The following is a 17,991-nucleotide window of genomic DNA, read 5'->3' as shown; positions in this document are numbered from 1 at the left end:
ATTTGGCGGGGTTTTGCTTTATGGGGGTAATGATGGAAATCACAGCGCAAATCGTTGTCGATTTTCGTGCTTATTACCCCGAGTTCAGCGACGAAACAACGTGGCCGGATTCAGGGGTAATCACCGCGCTCGCTGAGGGCGATGCGGAAACAGGTAAGCGCTGGGGGCGATATCCTGATGGGCGGGTGGTCAGCATCAAAAAGCGCGGCATGTTTGCGTTTGCTGCACACAAACTGGTTATGCGGAAACGCTCTGCTGGTGGTGATGTTGGTGCTGCATATGCCATTTCCAGTAAATCTGTTGGGGATGAGTCAACATCGTTTGCTGTGCCATCCGTGACGATGGATGACCTGACAATTAACGGTGATTTGCCGCTGACGACTTACGGCGTGGAGTTCATGCGCCTGCGTCGCCGTGCGGGAACTGGTGGGGTGATGGTATGAAACTCAATGCAGAGGTACGCGGAGGTAACAAGATCGCGCAGAAGCTCCAGCAGATTCAGGATCGCGTTATGGCTAAACGCCGCGTGTTGGTTGGCCTGCCAGCTGGTTCTGGCAATTACGAAGACGGCGCACCGATAGCCGTCATCGGAGCCGTTCAGGAATTTGGTTCAGCTGATGGCCGCGTACCCGAGCGTTCATTTCTCCGTGTTCCGATTCGTCAGAATCAGGACAAAATCAAAAAGGCATTTCGTGCACTGACTGGCGCGGTTGCGCGCGGAGAAATCACCGCGTTTCAGATGCTCGATCAAATCGGAGCCCGTGCCGCTGGGTTCTGTCAGGAAGCGATTGAGGCAGGGATTCAACCCGCTAACGCCGATTCAACAATTAAGGCTAAAGGCAGCTCGAAGCCCCTTATCAATCACGGTTTCTTAAAGGGAAAAATCACCCACGTTGTGGAGGACTGACGATGTTTGGTAACGGTCTGGATATGAAAGGCCACGTCGATTCGACGTTTAATTCTCCCATTGATGGCGGCGTGCGGATAATTCGTGCTGGCGCTGGTGGCTATACCGGACCAGGTGGACGCTATGAAGAGACTACCCCCAGCGAAACAATCCCGCTAACGCGCGTCAACGTTCAGCCAGCGAAGTGGAAAGACATGCAGATGCTGATGGGGATGGGCGGTACAACTAACCCGCAGGATGCGCGAGTGGTGCACATCAATGATGGCGTTAACTACCTATACCCTGATGATAATGGCAAGTTCGCTGACCTTCTGGAGTTTAGCGACGGACAGGCGGTGCGGCAATGGCGCGTAATGTCGTGCGATAACCGGCCGTGGCGTAATTTCTGCCGCGCCGTTGTTGAGCGGTACCGAGGTGCTGGCTAATGGAGAGCATCAGCGAACTGTACGATGTGTTTCAGCAACTGGTGTCGCTGACGTCTGGCGTTGAAACGGTCATCCTTGCCGATCAGGGGCGTGACGCGCCAACTGGACTGTATGCCACCTACAAACCCATCCCCATTCGCGCATACGGCTGGTCGCAGCGGCGACGCGAATTAACTCCAGCCATAGAGGAATCGGATCCCTCGCTGGGTCAGTGGCAGGATGTACGCGAAACCGTCGCCACGTCGATGGAGTTCATTTTATCTGTGAACATCATCAATGAGGGTGCGGAAAGCGCAATCATGCGATTGCATAACGCTAATTTCCGTCAGCCAGTCAGTGAATTCCTGTATCGCAACGAAATAGCCTGGCGCCACGTCAGCACATGCCGAAACCTCACCGGAATTTTGCAGGCAGGTATACAGCCGCGCTGGCAGGCCGACATCCACATGTTCATCGAACACGCCGTTTCATACGAGCTACTGCGTGCCGCAGGGTTCGATATTCAATTAACTAACGAGGGGTAAATATCCCGATGGCTTATCCAGTTGATAACATCATCCCTGTCAATGTGCTGCTAACGCCAGCGGGACTGGGGTATGCCGATTTTTCCAGTGCGATAGTGTTCGCTGATGTGGCGGATCTGATTGCTGGAGTGACATTCGCGGTTGATACGTTCCGCGATTACGGCTCAGTAACCGATGTCGCAGCTGATTTTAAAACAGACAGTGACATTTACCGCATTGCAACCCGCTATTTCGCCAACACTCCGAAACCGCCAACGATTACCGTGTGGATGAAGAACGCGAACGATACGCTGTTGGAAATCATCAACAGCGCGAACGATCGCATTTGGCGATACCATTATTTTCTCAAAAATGCCGACGTGACCGCGGCAATATTGCCGGATTTGTCCGACTGGTCTGATGCTGCCAGCCACCCGCTATGGTTTACGTTTAGCGCAGATAACATCATTGACCAGAACGTTACCAATGATGTGATTTCTACCCTCAAATCGAAAGGCAACCGCCATGTATTCGCGGGATACAAATCAGCGTCGTCTGTTACTGCTGACGCGTCACAGGCCTACGCCATGGTGCAATTGGCGGCAGCATTCCACAAATTCCGGCCTGCGGGTATCAATACCGCTATCACTGGTGAATATCAGGTGTTGCCCGGTGTTAGCGGCGACGATCTGGCCATCAGCGCATACAACGCACTGAAGGCGAAAAACGCTGTGTTTTTCACTCAGATTGAATTGGCCGGCGCAACCGATAACAGCCGAGTCATCAACAGCAAATCGATGTCGTCATACGGCGAATTTATTGATGATGTGGTTAATCTGGACGTACTGAAAAACCATATTCAGGTAGACGGTTACAACTACATCGCGAATGCAGGTTCTAAGCGAGCCATGACGCCGCGTGATTATGCTGGCCTGCTGTCGGCTGTCTCGGCCACTTGCAAACGCTTTTTCGATAACGGTGTGCTGGGTACCGGTTCATACGTCGATCCCGACGATGGAAAAACGAAAGTGGCGCAGTTCGGCTTTGTGCTGCGCAGTTCGCCCGAGGATGTGCTCGATATGACATCAGCACAGCGTAAAGCGCGTGTTTATCCACCGACATCACTGCTGGTCATTCTGGCGCGTGCTGGTCACGTCGCTGAAATCAACATCAACGTAGAGTAAGCACACAATGGCAATGAAACGCTATGGCGCTGACGGCGCTAACCTGACGTTATTCGGCATCCCGATTGATGATTTCGGCGATACCGATCCGCCAATCACGATCGAGGATTTAGAGCCGCGCGCCACACTGAAACGCGGTATTGGTAAAACATCGGTGCGTCTGGATAGCCAGACGCGGCCAAAACGGGTCACAGTCAATCTTATCCCCGGCTCCGACCAGGTGCGCCAGATTCTGGCAGTAGAGAAAACGGGCGTAGATGCCACGTTTACGTTTTTCCAGACAGGAACGGCGGAAACTGTCATGGGATTTGATGGCGTACTGGTTAACCGCGGATCAATGACGCGCGGCGGTAAAACCAGTGTTTCTGACGAACAATTCATTTTTGAGTTTGCAGACAGCGAGGAAACCTAATGGGACGTCGTATTGAAATTGAGATTGATGGTGTGCTGTACACAGGTGCTACGCCGTCAGCAAAAGACCAGCTCGAAATGCTACAGATCGCCACAAAAAATAGCGTACTCCCTGCGCTGGGTGACAATGCATCTGATATGGGGTTAGCCGTTGCGCTTGCCAGCATGGATGCATTGTCGCTGAACCGACTAAAGGAGTTGTGCATCAAAAACGGAAAAATGGTGCGTGATGCCGATAGTATCCCTGTCGCCGAAAACCTATTTCAAGACCAGATCCAAAACTATCTGCTGCTGCTGGGTAAAGCCCTAAAGGAAAACATCGGCCCTTTCTGGAAGCTCAGCGCAGGGAGCGAAAACGGCGCAAGCGCAACAGCGACGAACGAGACGACAGCGGCGTAGACTGGTTTCTATGGCGTCCGTGTTTGGGGGCGGGTGATGCCTGCCCACCGTTGGCGAGATGGGCTGATATGCTCGATGGCACGTACACGATTGATGATGTGCAAATCATGCACGCTGTAATTGAAGCTGCAATCGATAGCGTGGAGCGTGCAAGAGAGAAAAGACCCGCGTAATTGCGGGTTTAGCTTTTTAGCGCATCCATGCGCTGTAGCAACTAATGGCGGCTTGGAGGTAATTCGTTATTCTTGATCCTAATCCACGCGGAGAGATTTGCTTGCATGTCTAGGTCGTGAGCGTCAACCGTAGAGATAATCTTCATTAACGCGTCCCGCGCCATGTTTATGACATATGAGAACTCACGGGAATGATCATAGAATCGCCCACTGTATTCTGATTTCATCGTTTGAATCGCCGGATATGTTTCACGGAATAGGGCTTGAGACCTGTTGGCATAGTCCCATAACCAAACAAGCTCGTTTACCTCCCGCACAGTTAGAGGGGCTTTCTGTTGCGGCAGCTCGTTCTGCCTGCCGATATATTCACCTTCCAGCCCGTCGAGGTAGCTAATGGCCTCATTGATTTGGTCTGGCGGTAATTGCTGGATGTTTTCGATATCAAAACGCTTGTGAACCAACTTCCAGATATCGGGGTAGATATTGCCGACGCCGGAGGTGATCAGACGTTCGACAGTCTGACGCAGCGGGGTAAGCTGCTTGGCGGTGGATTGCTTGGTTTTACGAACAGGTTCTTCCGCTCGCTTTTCACGCTGGCTGAAATAGAAATCTTCCAATTTCTCGAAAACATCCCACGCCTGATCGGTTTCCAGCATTTTGGCGTGACGGGCTGCGCCGCGTTCTGTCCAGAGTATAAGCGCTCGAATATTCACGGGAATTTTCACTGAGTCTCTTAAAGATACTCTGTGCTTAAAATCCTTTAGTTCGGAATCAGTTAGCTTATAGAAATGCTTACCTTCAACAAAGCGCTCTCTGTTCCGGCTGTGGTTATTTCTGATGCGAAGTGGTTCAGTGCCGTAAAGCTGAGATAGTAGCTCTGTGGTAATTACAGGGATGCCATTGTGGGCGATAACTGACAGGTTTTCTGCGGAGAGTTGGGTAGTCATAATGACCTCTTTTGCTTTTTTTTGAGATAACCACTTTTGATGATGGTGTCGGGAGGCTCAAAACGGCGCAAAAGAAACCGCGGACTTATTCCCCTTTCGGGTGTTGTATTAGTCGCCCTCCCGACTTTGATTCGGGGCGTGACCGCGCAGTGCGTTCACTGAATGACAGGCATAAAAAATCCAACACTAACGGGGTTGGTTCTGACCGCTTCTGCTGAGGTTTTGAGTCCTCGTGCGAAAGAAGATAGCGGAACCGCCTAGAGCAGTCAATACGCATAAAACAAGCAAGGAACTATTAATGAAAATTTTCACAGCAGTTGTGCGTCCAAATGGTTTTTTTATTCACGCGGAGACACAAGAGGATTTCTGGGTTCTACTAAGTGAAAGTCTGGGGTGGGGGCGCTTCTCGATACGAAGCGCCTCGGATGAATTTATCCCCGAAGGAGGAGTTTTTGAATTAGTTGAATTGCGGCCGGTATGTTCAGAACCCCCTGAGAGAGTAGTTGCAACGTCAAATGTTTTATGGCGTCTGCCGGAAGCTCGCGAAGTTTTGAAATCAAGCTTTTCTTCTCATCTTCAGGGATATTAGCGATAGTTATAATATCCTCAAACGCGACAATTGTTTCTCTATGAAGCCTTACCGTTTGCACATTAAGTATTGCTGATAACCCGCCGTCATCAAGCATGAAATCTATAGCTTTTTCAGTCGCTCTTAATGAGATGAGCATGTAGGCAGGGTTTCGAGCCGTGGCGAGATCCATTGTCACCAACCCATGATCTTTCATGTAGTGGATATTGGCCTTTAAAACTTTCAATCCATCGTCGCTTTGAGTTAGCCTTGCAGCCTCTGTGGTGTCAAAACTGCGGTGCCTTGGCATGTCTGGGTAGGAAGCTATGCATATCTTTAGGATTTCTTGCTGTAGCGTTCTATTGAACTTTTCCATCTTGGTGCTCCTTGCTGTGTGGTTAACGGCTATCAATACCACCGTTCCCGACGACGCGAAATCCTGACAAAATACCAGCATAAAGGTTGGGCTGACGTGGCCGATAATCTCCTTACAGATCTGTTTATTGAGGGCAAGGATGTGAGGATATTGATTTTATTGCTGGCGGCGCTTTCGTTTTCGGTAATGGCTGAGGTTGATGGAGTATGTACATATAAGGATGGAAAGTGGGAAAGAAAGGTCTCTTATGATAAATCTCTTGATGCTGTAAACACTACCGGTAGCGGCGGAGTTAAAATATATATCGGTGGCGTTACTGAGATGCAAATAATTCATATAAAGGGAATTAGCAACGATCTTATCTCAAAAAATAATGGAATAATGGTTTCAATAGATTCTGATTACTTCGGGCATCTCGATTCTGGTGCGGCGTATACTGGTAATTCTATAATGATACCAATGCCAAATAAAAAATTTAGAGATGCAGTAAAGAAGACGAAAAAAATAAAATTCACTGTTGATGACTTCATGAAAGGGAAAATTTACTATGAATTTGATATATCAAAAAACCCATTAGATAATCCGCATAATTGCACTAAATAAATCTATCAAAAGCTTGCGTTGCAGGCTTTTTTTACATCCGCGCACCACATGCGCAAAACCCACCAAAGAACCTGTTTAGGAATAGAGCCTGAGGAAGCCGGTATGGTTTGTGCTGCCTCTTTGGGCTGGTTTTCCTATGTGGCAGGCTCTATCTCTAAAAAGGTAATAGCACAATGGCAGAAACTATAGATGAATTACTGGTTTCACTCGGTTTAGAAACCGACGCGAAAAGTTTCGATCAGGCAAGGGCTGCGTTTAAGGGCGTAACCGACAATATGCTGCAAATGGCATCAGCGCTTACTGCTGGGTTTGGATTTGATAAACTCACTCGGCAATTTGCGGGGTTTGTCTCTGAACTAGATCGCTTTTCTCGACGTAACATTATTGATCCTAACAACGTTCTCCGTTGGGGATATGCTTTTGAGTCGATGGGGGGCAGCGTTCGTGACGCAATGAGCGCGATAGAGAAATTAAACACTCTCAGAGATGATGCAAAAGAGGGAAGGGTTAACCCGATGGCCTTGCGTAATGCGGGAATAAACCCTTATGAACTGGCTGAACTAAGTAATCCACAGTCAGGGCTTATGTGGATGTCATCGCAAATGCAGCAGCTTTCAAACAACCCTGATGCATTAACAAAATTCACAAAGGCTTTGGGTCTAAATACAACAGAGCAAGATGTTTTATCTAAAGGCCCCGATTGGCTTAACCAGCAATTTGAGGAGTACAACAAAAGAGGGCGAATGATCACCCCTGAAACAATCCGAATTGCTGATGAATACAACACAGCAATGCAAAACATTACGACTAATCTTGAGGGGTTAGGCAATGCCGTAAGTGTTAAATTAACACCAAAATTAACTGCTCTCGCTGAGCGTGCCGATAAATGGTTAACGGATAATAAGCAAGGGATTGTAGAAAAGCTCGACCAGGCTATGCCATATCTTGAGCAAGCCGCTAAGGGTATAGCGATACTTGTCGCAATAAATGCAGCGCAAAAAGGGGGGAAGATGTTTCTTAGCAATCTACCCATTCTTGGCGCTGCGGCTTATGCGGAATATTTTTATAATGATTTCGACAATATAAAAGATAGTGCTTCATCTTCTTGGGATTACAACAAGCGCCAGGCGGGAAGATGGCTTAACGAAAATATTAACTATCCGTACAGTGATTTTCTTGGGTTCTTTGGACTGAAAGACAACCTAGTTCCTCAGCGTCCGGCAAGAATAGCTACAGGGCCTAACCCCTATGCAAATGATATCCCGGGCAATATCGCGCCGAGAGGGATAAGAAATAACAATCCGGGTAACCTGAATTTCATGGGGCAAAAAGGAGCCAGAAAGGAAGATGGCGCGAATGGTCGCTTTGCTGTTTTTTCATCTATGGATGATGGCATCGAGGCTTTATATCAACAGCTTGGCCTGTATTTTGGTCGAGGAAAAGACACTATCGATGAGATAATTAATACCTACGCCCCTGCATCTGATGGGAATAATATTGTCGCCTACGCAGAGCAGCTTTCTCGTGCCACAGGGAAGGGTAGAAACGAGAAATTAAACTATAACGATAAACAGATGATGGCTCGCCTTATGCAGGGGATCATCGATCATGAAAACGGCAAAGGGTATGTTCAACCACAACAAATAGCTGGTGTCGTAGACTCTAATTTTGGGTTGGATTATTACGATAGAACAATGGGTTATTACAACGATAGGCAGAAGTTTGACCAGCAATTTTTAAATCGCAGTTCATCAAAAGAAACCACCGTAACGGTTCACTCCACCGTGGATGCCAGAGGCGCATCTGATCCAGCCGCCATTGAAGAGGCTGCGCGAAGGGGGGCGATAGCTGGGACTAGGGACGGATTGGCGGAAGCCGGACGAAACCTGAAACTATCACAGGAGTCTGATATCCAATGAGTATCGTCGGAATATTTAATAAAACTCGCCCGCAAATTAGCGGGCTTTTTTTTGACGCGATTCTTGAGGAATCAACCGAGTTACGAACGGACGTAAGTGAGTATCCCTTAGAAAACGCGATAACAGCCAATGACAATGCCGTGGTTCGCCCGTTGTATGTGACGATGACGGTTGCTCTATCTGACAACCCTGTAAAAACACTAATGGCAGAAGCAGGGCAATACTCAACTATCGCAGGTATTGGGGCTGGTGTGGGCGTTGGTGTTGTAGGTTCTGTTCTGGGAGGCGGCGCTGCGGCATTAGCTGGGGTTGCAGCATCAATAGGATTAGCAACTGTGCCATCGGGTGATAAGCGATCTCAAACGGTATTGGCTGCGATCAGGGAAATTCAGACTGGCACACCAGATAAACTGGGAAACCAGATTATAGATGTGATCGGCACTAAAGCGGCATATAAAAACATGATTATCACTAACACCAGAACGGTAACGAACAAGGAAAATGAAGGCGGCTTAGAGTTGGTAGTTGAAATGCGTCAATTGGTACTTATCGATCGCAATCATGATGCTGAAACAATCAATGCTAATCTGCCTGCTGGTGATACCGCTGCAACACAAGGGCAGGCAACCATTCATCGTGGAGAGGTGACACCACAATGAAGATAATCCCATTAAATAACAGGACTGCGTCCCAAGAATTCTCTGTGACGCTAAACAACCATAATTTGCGCTTCACCATTAATTGGATGACGCGATATGAATACTTCCGTGTAGATATTCATGATCGTGAAGAAAATCCTATTGTTCTTGGTAGGGCAATGCATTCGGGAATTAATTTATTGTCAGGTCTAAATACTAAGATCGGCCAAATTATATTGGAGGGTGAAACTCCTACGCTTGATAATTTGGGTATTAGCAATCAGTTGAAGTGGTATCCACTATGAGTGTGATATTTGGTAGAAGCTATAAACTGGTCATTAAGTCCAGCATGGGAGGGAGTGATTTAGTTTATGAACCGCCCATGCAAATAAGATTTTCAGTGGCTGGAACGCCGAATAACCATGAGACTACAGCCAATATCTCTATCTATGGGATATCTCGAGCAACCCGTCAGCGGCTTTACCGCGAGTATGATGAAATTTTCCTGTATGCGGGTTACGCTGGAAACATGGGAATGATATTCAGAGGCCAAATTAACAACATTGAAACCGGAAAGGATGGAGTATCTACATATATAAGGTTTTATTGCTGGTCTCATTTCGATAAATGGAAAGGGGTTTCGATTAATAAAACGTGGGGAAATAATACCCCGCCGATAGAGATTGTTCGTGATGTGGCGAACACATTCGGTATTGATGTCGATATCGTTGGTGATTTCTCACAACTACCTCTAGCGATATATGGCGATACACGGATAGGAAAATCTGTTGATGAAATGAATGACCTGAAACGGATATATGGGTTTGAGTGGTTTTTTGAAAGCAACCGGATTGTAATTGCAAAGAGTGGCTATTCTCGTGAAAAAATCACCCACATCATACGGTCAGATAATGGTATGGAGGGGGTTCCCCGCATCTACCTCGGACAAATAGAAGTGGATGTTAAGTTAGATCATCGTATCCGTATTCTGGATTGGGTTGATGTTGCTTCTGAGTTTGAAACATATGGATTCAGCGACATATATAGAGTTGGAGAGGGGAACGCTTCAAGGCGGCAACGTAGCCTTGGGAAATTTGCGGTGTTATCAACCATGCATCAGGGTGATTTCTACGGAGATTTGTGGAAAACAACCGTATCGGCACTATTACGAATTGAATCGGCGCGAGGTGCTTTATGAATAAAACTCAGCAAGGAAACCCGCTGTATGAAGCTATCGAGGCTGCAAAACTTGCCAGCGTTTCACGACTGATGATCTGTTTGCCGGGAAAAATAATTTCCTACAATCCCAAAAACCAGAGAGCGCAGATAGAGTGCGGGATTCAAAAAAGGAATGGGGATAATTTTGAAACATTCCCAATTATTGAAAACGTGCCTGTTCAATTTTCCGGTACTGCCAACTGGTCCGTATTTCATGAGTTACCCGCAGAAACTGAGGGGCTGATTCACTTTAGTCAGCGAGCAATAGATGCATGGCTTGATCAGGGGGGGCCGGTAGCGCCGCACAGTATGAGGATATGCAGTCCGGCAGATGCGTTTTTCTCACCCGGTTATCGGTCACTGAAAACCGCGATTCCCAACCTACCCACATCCGGTGTGGGCATGAGTAATCGTGACGGCTCTGTGCGCATCCACCTGACAGATGGAGGGATAGCCCTGACATGTGGCGGCGTTTCGTTGACGGTTTCGCCCGAAGGGATAACGCACAGCGGCAAAACAACGCTGGATGGACGGACAGAGGTTACCACTGGTGGCCTGGCTGTTGGTGATATTGAGTTTGATGATCACGCGCACGGAGGTGTTGAGCGCGGCAGTGGGATATCTGACGGCCCTCAATAAGTTTGAAACCACATTCACGCCCCGGCATCGCTGGGGCTTTTTTATGGGCGCTAATCATGATTCGTAATTTTATAGACGGCGACATTGTCACGCACGGCGAACATTTCGCAACGGGAAAAGAGGCTACACGGCAAGGGATCATCAGGAGGCTGCGGTTGTTTCTCGGTGAATATTTTCTCAATGCCGCAGAGGGGACGCCGTGGTTTCAATCAATTCTCGGTAAAACACAGGTAGACATTGCCGCAGCCAGTATTAAGCAGCGGATCCTGACTGCTCCGGGCGTAATTGGCCTCACTCGATTTGAGTTCAACATCGACCAGACCACGCGAAAAATCACAATTTACGCATCGCTAGTGGACATCAATAACGAGCAGTTTGAATTGTTGTTTGATGAGGAAATTATCTGATGGCTGAAATTACCAAAGATGGCGTGAGCGGGCAGACGTTAAACAGCTATGTTGCCGTTATGCGCCAGCGCTATCTTGATATTGATGACGGCTGGAATATCAATCCAGAATCGCCGGATGGCCTCATTATCGCTGCATGGTGTGAAACACTGGCGAATTTGGACGAGGCTATTATCAGTGCCTATCACTCAGCCGATCCCAATTCAGCGATTGGGCAACAGCTCGATCGCATAGCGGCGTTCGCGGGTATTACGCGCCGAGATAGTACATTCTCAACTGTTACAGTGACATTCACTGGCACGCCGCTTGTTGAAATTCCTGCCGGTACTCTGGTGCGAAATCGGATTACCGGCACGCTGTGGGCAACAGATAGCACAGTGGAAACCAGCAGCGGCGGCATGGCAACAGCTAACGTTACATGCACAACCGCTGGCAGTCAGGCGGGAAACAGCAATAACCTGTCTATCATTGCCACGCCGATCGGTGGCATTACCGCCGTTACCAACGCAAACCCCGCATCGCTCGGACGTGATGAGGAATCAGATAATGCGTTTCGCGTTCGTCGCAATGAGTCTGTTGCGTTCCCCGGCAATAACCAGCTCGACAATATTTATGCGGCTTTGGTCAATCTGGAAGGAATGAAACAGGTCCGTATTTATGAAAACACTGAGTCCGCACCGGATGAAAATGGCGTCGAGGGGCATTCACTGGCGATCGTCATTGACGGCGGCGAACCTGCAGATATTGTCGCAGCGATCGCGAAACGGAAAAATCCCGGCTGCGGGCTGAATCGCTATAACAGCAGCATCCCGAACAAAATCAGCACTGATACGGTTACGCCAGGCGGAAACCCGTTTAATGCTACGTTTTTCCGGCCGGAGTTTATTCCTATCTTTGTTCGCGTCAGCATCTCCAGCGATCGGCGATTTGATGATGACGAAATAAAACGCTCTATCGTTGAGTATTCGAACATCGGGTTTGAGCAAACAACCGGATTTGCAAAGACGGGATTTCGAATTGGTGAGGATGTTGGGGCGGGGCGGTTGTATACCCCAGTTAACTACATTGTCGCTGGCAGCGGATTTGTTCAGTCGATCGGTGTAGGGATGTCGGCAGCATCTGCGGTGAATGCTCAGGTTGATATTGCGTTTAACCAGCTCGGTATTTTCAGCGCAGAAAATATAGAGGTGGTCTATGTATGACCATACGAAAAAGGCTTTAAGCCGCGCCTATTGGCAATATAAAAACGCCCCGAAATTAATTGAGTGGCTGAAAATACTACCGGCTATCGCTCAGGCCAGCATTGAAGATCAGGCCGATAAAATACAACGGATGCTGGATATCGACACCGCAGAGGGAGAGCAGCTTGATATCTGCGGTCGCATCGTTGGTTACCGCACGCGACCGCTCGGTACGTTCTCACCCGCATGTCAGCCAGCGCCCGTTAATGATGACCTGTTTCGCCGAATGATTAAGGCGAAAATTTTCAAAAACAACAGCGTGGCCACGATTGACGAAATCCAGTTCGCAGCCAGCTACATCATGAATGAACCGACCCGATTGCTTGACGGGCAGGACATGGAAATGCGCCTGATCTGGTTTACTCACAACGTTGACATCGGCACGCAGCAACTGATTCAGGACTATGACCTAATCCCGCGACCTCAGGGGGGGGGGAATAAAGATGTCCGGGTCATCACATATAAACCGTTTGGATTCGGCCAGCACTATGCAAACTTCCGCGCTCCTTTTTGGCACGGCGACGGCATCAAGATCTACACGAACCTGAAATTAACCCTGACGTTTGCTGATGGTGTGCTATCCGGTGCGCTAACGGCTGCGGCGGGGATCGTTGTTTCAGATATTGATGTCACGCTGATTTACACACTGGCAGGCGGGAGAACGGAAACAGAACGGCTGGTAACCGACGATAACGGCCAATTCAGCACAACGCCACAATTCGACGAGTTCACTGTTGTCGCCCGCGCTCAAGTATTAACGCCGCTGTGTGAGTGGGAAAACGTGCAGAGCGGCGAGGTGATTACGAACATTTTTTTTAACGGAGCCGTGTCGTTTAACGGTCGTGCGAAATTCAGAGGTTGATAATGTCAGACCAGGTTGAAATCCCCAACATCGATGATCTGCCGGACATGCAGGAGACGGCAGAATTTACCCCTGTAGTTAAATTACTGACGACTGAAACACCAGTACTTGGCTATGACGGAACAGATATTAATCCCGCAAACTGGCAGGCGAAAGCGCTGGCTGACCGCACGCAATGGCTACGCGACCGTTTACTGAACCTGTCCACGCGTCTGGTTATGTCAGTGAACGGCAAAACGGGTAACGTTGTTGTCACGTATGCTGATGCAGGAGCAGACGCCGCAGGAACGGCAGACTCACTGATGACGGCGCACCTAACCGCGCTCGATCCGCATTCTCAGTATTTTGACGAGACGCGGGGTGATACGCGGTATGTTCAGCGCTCGCTGGCGAATCAGTCTAACGGCTGGCTGCAACTGGATGCGTCCGGCAAAATCCCCGCGTCAATGTTAACGGTGCTCGCATCGCGCTATGTCGTCGTAGCAAACCAAGCCGCGCGGCTGGCGCTGGCGTCATCTGCAAACCTCACGATTTGCGCGCAGGCCGATATTGACCAGTTGTTCTATCTGAACGGCGGCTCTAATCCTGCTGTGTCCGCAAATTGGGTTGCTGGGCAATCCGCTACCGTATCCGGCGTATCGTCTGTATTCGGTCGAACTGGCGCAGTAGCAGCACAAAACGGCGATTACGACGCGGACAAAATCACAGAGACGGCAACGCGGAAATTTACCACCGCTGCTGAAAAAACAGCGTGGAACGCGAAGCAAGCTGCATTAGTTTCCGGTACCAATATTCGCTCTCTATTTGGGCAGTCGCTATTGGGTTCCGGTAACCTGACGCCAACGCCTGCGCAGATGGGGGCTGCGGCGACGGTACATACTCACACGACAGCAGATATCACAGACTACACACAGAAAACCCAGCAACTCATTACCGCATCGCTGGAGGCTGGAACTGGCGTAACGCTGGGTTACAACCCGGTTAATGGGAAAACAATTATCAGTGCATCTGGTGGTTCTGGCGGCGGGCCTGGTTATATTGTTGTCGATCGTCCAGGCGCGGGCGCTGGGCAGTTGCATACGTTTAACATCAGCACACAGAGTGCGTTTAATCTCGCGGCGTTTGCTCTAAAGGAGGAGGCGGGGACCACAAACGTTACGTTTTTAGTTGATGATTTTAATGCTGCGAGTTCAACGAGCTATAACTCAACTGAGGCCGTGGTATTTAACGGCGTGGCAGGGCTGTACACGGGCGGTGAATATCAATTAACAGCTAACGGGCAATTCTGGACTCACAACACATACAGTGCAGGGAAAAATATCAGCATAATGTCAATCCCGTCATCATCGCTAGTTCCGATAATGACATCTGACACCACACCAGCCGGTTACACGATTAGATCCAGCGGTAATACTGTTGAGGGCGGCGTTGAAATAAAGCCCTGGATATTGTTTGATGGAAACATTGCAACAAATTGGTTTTCTGACGCGAGTAACGTACCAACCCCAGCAACTCCAAAATGGATTAGCGTAGAATTACAAATTCCATCAATATGCACAGGATATCAAATCACAAACAGGGTGAGCAGTGAATTCGTTAACTCACCGAATACATGGGTTTTTCAAGGCACCAATGATGGAATTACATGGGATAATCTACATAGTGTTAATGGTAGTAACAATAATGCGGCCGGAGTAGTTAGATCATATAACGTATCTGGTTCCGCTCCATACAAAATATACCGACTGTTAGTTACTGCGAAAAATGGATCAACGGCAGATAGGTACATTTCGCTGTCTAGTATGAAAATACTGACATCCAGCCGTTTTATATTGAACTCAAGTGGTAAAAACTACACAATAAAAAACGGAATTCCAACTGAAATAATAGGGGAGGTTACAGAGTCAGTAATAAACAGTGAGGGCGTTTATTTCGCGGGCATCTCCAGCAGTGCCAGCATAGGCAGCAACATTGAAATAATCTCAACCCACAGCGGCGGTGTCAAAATATCACTAACGCCGTACTCTCAAATATTGATGCAAAAATCATTAATGTCTGCGAATTCATGGTCACAGATTAATTCTGCAACGCTAACAGCAACGCAGACGGGTAACGGCAAAGTACGTGTCGCCGTGACGCGGGATTTAGTGAACTGGCATGTCTTGCGGAACGATGTGTGGGTTGATGTAGGGGCGCTATCAGCTGATACGGCGGGGGCAATAAAACTGATCGACGGCGGTATGACATCTGCTGAGTTTGGCGCTATTACTGCGGCCCAGTGGACGCAACTGTTTGCATCCAACAGCGGTGTGCCGGACTCGCTTTCCTTTGCTTTCGCGCTTGATATTGCAGACCCATCAGCAGATGTTGCTGCAATAGATCGACTATTGCTCAATGTGAACAATACATCATCGTGGAGATTACAAAATCCTGCCGAGGTTGAAATTCGTTGGCGAAATGACAGCATGACGTTTCGAACAATGACAGCGGGAAATTATAAATTAGCGTATCAAATACCATAGGGGAATATAATGTTAAGATACTGGTTACGTCTGGATATTATGGAATATGTCAGCAGCGGTGATGATTTAACGTTTCTGGGTTACGTTGAGGTGCCGAAAAAACCGGAACCACACCCTGAAATCTACGCATGGGATATTAATACGTGGGGTTGGCTTATTAGTGAGCAGTTAACGCGTGATGCGATTGCGACATTTCGCTACGAGAGAGAAACGGCGGGAATTACATTTAATGGTAATCAATTCCACACAACAGATCGCAGCAAAACAATGCTGTGCGGCGCGGCGATTAAATGCCTACGTGATGAAAATAAAACATTTCACTGGAAAACTATTGACGGTCAATTCATCGAGTTGTCATCGGTTGATATTCTCGCTCTGCATGATGCTGTCATTGATTACGTTGAATCGTGTTTCAGTCGTGAGCAATCATTAGTTAATTCACTGTTACTGAATGAATTAACTGCGGAAATGATTGACGAGGATTGGCCGTCAAATAGTCTGTAAATAAAACCTCATCATCCGGCCGCTAACTCAGCGGCCTTTTTCATTTCTGGAGTTCAAATGGATCAGAAATTCTTTCGCGTGCCGTTTGCGCAGAGCGGCGACCGCCAGACCATACCCGACGCAACACAGAGTAGTGGCATGGTTTCATTTCCATCAGGTTGGGGCGGTGATTACGCAAAAGACCCGACTGTAGACGCGAATGCAAAACCGGTTGAGCGTGAGGCGATGAATGCAATTTTGTATGCCATCACTAACGCTGTGCGGCAGTATCAGATTTTCGGGTTCCCTGAATACATCACTCCCGCTGATAACGGCGGCGTGGCGTTTGCGTACAGCTCCGCCGCTGTAGTTCGCTATCGCGCAGCTGCGAACCAGCCGTTTAGATCGTATGTATCGATCGCTGACAACAACACGTCAGTGCCTGGTGCTGATGCGACGAAATGGCAGGAATTCATTTATCGGGAGGCTACAGAGCAGGAGGCGATCGAGGGTTCAGGAGATACGCAGATCATCACACCCCGCCGCTTGCACGACGGCGCTAGCTATCTCGACGAGCAACTAAAAACCGCGCTGACGCCGTATTTATTGCCGATTGGGTTTATCGGCGAATGGGGGTCAGTAATTCCGCCCGATGGCTGGCTGGAGCTAAATGGTCAGGAGTTCGACACAGCAGCGAATCCCAAACTAGCATTACTATATCCAGGCGGACGCGTGCCAGACGCGCGGGGTCGTTTCATCCGTGGCTGGGCAAATGGGTCCTCTGTCGACCCGGATTTCGATAGAGAGATCGGCAGCATTCAGAACGACTCAATTGCAAAACACGATCACGGCGGTGGAATAACCCCGCGTTCTACATGGGGTGGGCATATTGATGGCTGGGGTAATGATGATGCTCAGGGGTTTGATAATTACGATCCGGCTAACACTGAGTCCAGCGGCGGTGATGAAACGAGGCCTAAAAATCTCGCACTCATGTACATTATAAAAACAGATCGCGCAGACTCGACTCCCGGCGTACCTGTTCCCACAGCTATTGTGCTAACACCTCAATCGGCAGTTGTTAATGCCGGAGCAGCGCGGCAATTTTCCGCTGCTGTTTTGCCTGCAATATTTCAGAGCGATTACCCCGTCTCATGGTCAGTCGGCGACTCGTCGCTCGGCAATATTAACGCCAGTGGTCTGTATACTGCGCTCGCGGGGCAAACGGGTACACAAACAATCATTGCATCAATTAGCACGGGATTAACACAAACTGTCACGCTCAATCAATATGTATTTCTGACATCAATTTCTATTTCTGCTGTGCCGAGTTTAGAAGTCGATGAAACGTACAATCTAGCTATAACGTTTACGCCCTCGAATTACACTGAACCAGTTGATTACTCGAGTAGTGAATCTCAGATTGCGGGGGTTACAAACGGGATTGTTACCGCGACCGGTGCCGGCATTGCGACAGCGAGCGTAACCGGACGCTACTCAGGAGTTACAGCATCACGTCCTGTGACTGTCACACCTAAAATTGTTGTTGAAAAATATCTACAGATT

At 48.6% G+C, this 17,991-nt stretch carries 21 protein-coding genes; 19 read left to right on the top strand and 2 right to left on the bottom strand.

Going from position 1 to position 17,991, the window contains the following annotated elements; all coding sequences use genetic code 11:
- The first annotated feature begins 29 nt into the window (after positions 1 to 29).
- The 7 genes from EDI29_RS17475 to EDI29_RS17445 are packed head-to-tail and all read left to right on the top strand — an operon-like array spanning position 30 to position 3,829.
- Positions 30 to 443 (top strand): DUF4054 domain-containing protein, encoded by a 414-nt coding sequence (locus EDI29_RS17475; RefSeq protein ID WP_241664962.1) that lies wholly within the window; start codon positions 30 to 32, stop codon positions 441 to 443.
- Positions 440 to 907, top strand: a complete 468-nt coding sequence (locus EDI29_RS17470; RefSeq protein ID WP_137741906.1) for a hypothetical protein — start codon at positions 440 to 442, stop codon at positions 905 to 907. Before EDI29_RS17475 ends, EDI29_RS17470 begins: the two co-directional genes overlap by 4 nt.
- Positions 908 to 909: 2 nt before the next feature.
- The gene (locus EDI29_RS17465; protein WP_137741905.1) at positions 910 to 1,332 is read left to right on the top strand and encodes a hypothetical protein; all 423 of its coding nucleotides are present in this window, start codon (positions 910 to 912) and stop codon (positions 1,330 to 1,332) included.
- The gene (locus EDI29_RS17460; protein ID WP_137741904.1) at positions 1,332 to 1,856 is read left to right on the top strand and encodes a phage neck terminator protein; all 525 of its coding nucleotides are present in this window, start codon (positions 1,332 to 1,334) and stop codon (positions 1,854 to 1,856) included. The genes EDI29_RS17465 and EDI29_RS17460 overlap by 1 nt, the downstream gene beginning before the upstream one ends.
- A gap of 8 nt (positions 1,857 to 1,864) precedes the next feature.
- On the top strand, positions 1,865 to 3,019 hold the full coding sequence (locus EDI29_RS17455; protein ID WP_137741903.1) for a DUF3383 family protein: 1,155 nt from the start codon (positions 1,865 to 1,867) through the stop codon (positions 3,017 to 3,019).
- A 7-nt stretch (positions 3,020 to 3,026) separates the two neighbouring features.
- Positions 3,027 to 3,431 carry a hypothetical protein gene (locus EDI29_RS17450; RefSeq protein ID WP_103164497.1) on the top strand — a complete coding sequence of 135 codons (405 nt, stop codon included), beginning with the start codon at positions 3,027 to 3,029 and terminating at the stop codon, positions 3,429 to 3,431.
- A complete protein-coding gene (locus tag EDI29_RS17445) occupies positions 3,431 to 3,829 on the top strand; it encodes a phage tail assembly chaperone (protein WP_137741902.1) in 399 nt (132 codons plus the stop codon). The genes EDI29_RS17450 and EDI29_RS17445 overlap by 1 nt, the downstream gene beginning before the upstream one ends.
- A gap of 214 nt (positions 3,830 to 4,043) precedes the next feature.
- Here EDI29_RS17445 and EDI29_RS22790 read toward each other — a convergent pair whose 3' ends face one another.
- Together EDI29_RS22790 and EDI29_RS17435 are read right to left on the bottom strand one after the other, a co-directional pair.
- On the bottom strand, positions 4,044 to 4,949 hold the full coding sequence (locus EDI29_RS22790) for an ORF6N domain-containing protein (RefSeq protein ID WP_167494529.1): 906 nt from the start codon (positions 4,947 to 4,949) through the stop codon (positions 4,044 to 4,046).
- A gap of 431 nt (positions 4,950 to 5,380) precedes the next feature.
- A complete protein-coding gene (locus EDI29_RS17435) occupies positions 5,381 to 5,893 on the bottom strand; it encodes a hypothetical protein (protein WP_137741901.1) in 513 nt (170 codons plus the stop codon).
- 96 nt (positions 5,894 to 5,989) lie between these two features.
- Here EDI29_RS17435 and EDI29_RS17430 point away from each other — a divergent pair, with 96 nt between their 5' ends.
- The 12 genes from EDI29_RS17430 to EDI29_RS17370 all read left to right on the top strand — a co-directional run.
- Positions 5,990 to 6,496, top strand: coding sequence for a hypothetical protein (locus EDI29_RS17430; RefSeq protein ID WP_137741900.1), 507 nt, complete (start codon positions 5,990 to 5,992; stop codon positions 6,494 to 6,496).
- A 173-nt stretch (positions 6,497 to 6,669) separates the two neighbouring features.
- A complete protein-coding gene (locus EDI29_RS17425) occupies positions 6,670 to 8,415 on the top strand; it encodes a hypothetical protein (RefSeq protein ID WP_137741899.1) in 1,746 nt (581 codons plus the stop codon).
- Positions 8,412 to 9,074 (top strand): phage baseplate protein, encoded by a 663-nt coding sequence (locus EDI29_RS17420; RefSeq protein WP_137741898.1) that lies wholly within the window; start codon positions 8,412 to 8,414, stop codon positions 9,072 to 9,074. Before EDI29_RS17425 ends, EDI29_RS17420 begins: the two co-directional genes overlap by 4 nt.
- A complete protein-coding gene (locus EDI29_RS23255) occupies positions 9,071 to 9,358 on the top strand; it encodes a phage baseplate plug family protein (protein ID WP_044209582.1) in 288 nt (95 codons plus the stop codon). Before EDI29_RS17420 ends, EDI29_RS23255 begins: the two co-directional genes overlap by 4 nt.
- Entirely contained in the window at positions 9,355 to 10,251 is an 897-nt protein-coding gene (locus EDI29_RS17410) for a phage protein (RefSeq protein ID WP_044209579.1), read from the top strand. Before EDI29_RS23255 ends, EDI29_RS17410 begins: the two co-directional genes overlap by 4 nt.
- On the top strand, positions 10,248 to 10,910 hold the full coding sequence (locus tag EDI29_RS17405) for a Gp138 family membrane-puncturing spike protein (RefSeq protein WP_137741897.1): 663 nt from the start codon (positions 10,248 to 10,250) through the stop codon (positions 10,908 to 10,910). Before EDI29_RS17410 ends, EDI29_RS17405 begins: the two co-directional genes overlap by 4 nt.
- Before the next feature lie 56 nt (positions 10,911 to 10,966).
- The gene (locus EDI29_RS17400) at positions 10,967 to 11,317 is read left to right on the top strand and encodes a contractile injection system sheath initiator (RefSeq protein ID WP_137741896.1); all 351 of its coding nucleotides are present in this window, start codon (positions 10,967 to 10,969) and stop codon (positions 11,315 to 11,317) included.
- A complete protein-coding gene (locus EDI29_RS17395; protein WP_137741895.1) occupies positions 11,317 to 12,519 on the top strand; it encodes a baseplate J/gp47 family protein in 1,203 nt (400 codons plus the stop codon). The genes EDI29_RS17400 and EDI29_RS17395 overlap by 1 nt, the downstream gene beginning before the upstream one ends.
- A complete protein-coding gene (locus EDI29_RS17390; protein ID WP_137741894.1) occupies positions 12,512 to 13,420 on the top strand; it encodes a baseplate wedge 1 family protein in 909 nt (302 codons plus the stop codon). Before EDI29_RS17395 ends, EDI29_RS17390 begins: the two co-directional genes overlap by 8 nt.
- 2 nt (positions 13,421 to 13,422) lie before the next feature.
- Positions 13,423 to 15,942 (top strand): immunoglobulin domain-containing protein, encoded by a 2,520-nt coding sequence (locus tag EDI29_RS17385; protein ID WP_137741893.1) that lies wholly within the window; start codon positions 13,423 to 13,425, stop codon positions 15,940 to 15,942.
- A 39-nt stretch (positions 15,943 to 15,981) separates the two neighbouring features.
- Complete coding sequence (locus tag EDI29_RS17380) at positions 15,982 to 16,446, top strand: DUF4376 domain-containing protein (RefSeq protein WP_206664366.1); 465 nt, start codon at positions 15,982 to 15,984, stop codon at positions 16,444 to 16,446.
- A gap of 57 nt (positions 16,447 to 16,503) precedes the next feature.
- The coding region (locus tag EDI29_RS17370; protein ID WP_241664961.1) for a tail fiber protein at positions 16,504 to 17,991 on the top strand (1,488 nt) is incomplete at its 3' end.

Source organism: Pectobacterium polonicum, assembly GCF_005497185.1.
Lineage (GTDB): Bacteria > Pseudomonadota > Gammaproteobacteria > Enterobacterales > Enterobacteriaceae > Pectobacterium > Pectobacterium polonicum.
Note: the sequence above shows the minus strand (reverse complement) of the source record. Positions and strands in the feature narration are given on the sequence as shown.

What these genes read in the sequence shown, in the direction of transcription:
- EDI29_RS17475 (WP_241664962.1), top strand. Translation starts at nt 30, where the DNA reads ATGATGGAAATCACAGCGCAAATCGTTGTCGATTTTCGTGCTTATTAC.
- EDI29_RS17470 (WP_137741906.1), top strand. Translation starts at nt 440, where the DNA reads ATGAAACTCAATGCAGAGGTACGCGGAGGTAACAAGATCGCGCAGAAG.
- EDI29_RS17465 (WP_137741905.1), top strand. Translation starts at nt 910, where the DNA reads ATGTTTGGTAACGGTCTGGATATGAAAGGCCACGTCGATTCGACGTTT.
- EDI29_RS17460 (WP_137741904.1), top strand. Translation starts at nt 1,332, where the DNA reads ATGGAGAGCATCAGCGAACTGTACGATGTGTTTCAGCAACTGGTGTCG.
- EDI29_RS17455 (WP_137741903.1), top strand. Translation starts at nt 1,865, where the DNA reads ATGGCTTATCCAGTTGATAACATCATCCCTGTCAATGTGCTGCTAACG.
- EDI29_RS17450 (WP_103164497.1), top strand. Translation starts at nt 3,027, where the DNA reads ATGGCAATGAAACGCTATGGCGCTGACGGCGCTAACCTGACGTTATTC.
- EDI29_RS17445 (WP_137741902.1), top strand. Translation starts at nt 3,431, where the DNA reads ATGGGACGTCGTATTGAAATTGAGATTGATGGTGTGCTGTACACAGGT.
- EDI29_RS22790 (WP_167494529.1), bottom strand. Translation starts at nt 4,949, where the DNA reads ATGACTACCCAACTCTCCGCAGAAAACCTGTCAGTTATCGCCCACAAT.
- EDI29_RS17435 (WP_137741901.1), bottom strand. Translation starts at nt 5,893, where the DNA reads ATGGAAAAGTTCAATAGAACGCTACAGCAAGAAATCCTAAAGATATGC.
- EDI29_RS17425 (WP_137741899.1), top strand. Translation starts at nt 6,670, where the DNA reads ATGGCAGAAACTATAGATGAATTACTGGTTTCACTCGGTTTAGAAACC.
- EDI29_RS17420 (WP_137741898.1), top strand. Translation starts at nt 8,412, where the DNA reads ATGAGTATCGTCGGAATATTTAATAAAACTCGCCCGCAAATTAGCGGG.
- EDI29_RS23255 (WP_044209582.1), top strand. Translation starts at nt 9,071, where the DNA reads ATGAAGATAATCCCATTAAATAACAGGACTGCGTCCCAAGAATTCTCT.
- EDI29_RS17410 (WP_044209579.1), top strand. Translation starts at nt 9,355, where the DNA reads ATGAGTGTGATATTTGGTAGAAGCTATAAACTGGTCATTAAGTCCAGC.
- EDI29_RS17405 (WP_137741897.1), top strand. Translation starts at nt 10,248, where the DNA reads ATGAATAAAACTCAGCAAGGAAACCCGCTGTATGAAGCTATCGAGGCT.
- EDI29_RS17400 (WP_137741896.1), top strand. Translation starts at nt 10,967, where the DNA reads ATGATTCGTAATTTTATAGACGGCGACATTGTCACGCACGGCGAACAT.
- EDI29_RS17395 (WP_137741895.1), top strand. Translation starts at nt 11,317, where the DNA reads ATGGCTGAAATTACCAAAGATGGCGTGAGCGGGCAGACGTTAAACAGC.
- EDI29_RS17390 (WP_137741894.1), top strand. Translation starts at nt 12,512, where the DNA reads ATGTATGACCATACGAAAAAGGCTTTAAGCCGCGCCTATTGGCAATAT.
- EDI29_RS17385 (WP_137741893.1), top strand. Translation starts at nt 13,423, where the DNA reads ATGTCAGACCAGGTTGAAATCCCCAACATCGATGATCTGCCGGACATG.
- EDI29_RS17380 (WP_206664366.1), top strand. Translation starts at nt 15,982, where the DNA reads ATGGAATATGTCAGCAGCGGTGATGATTTAACGTTTCTGGGTTACGTT.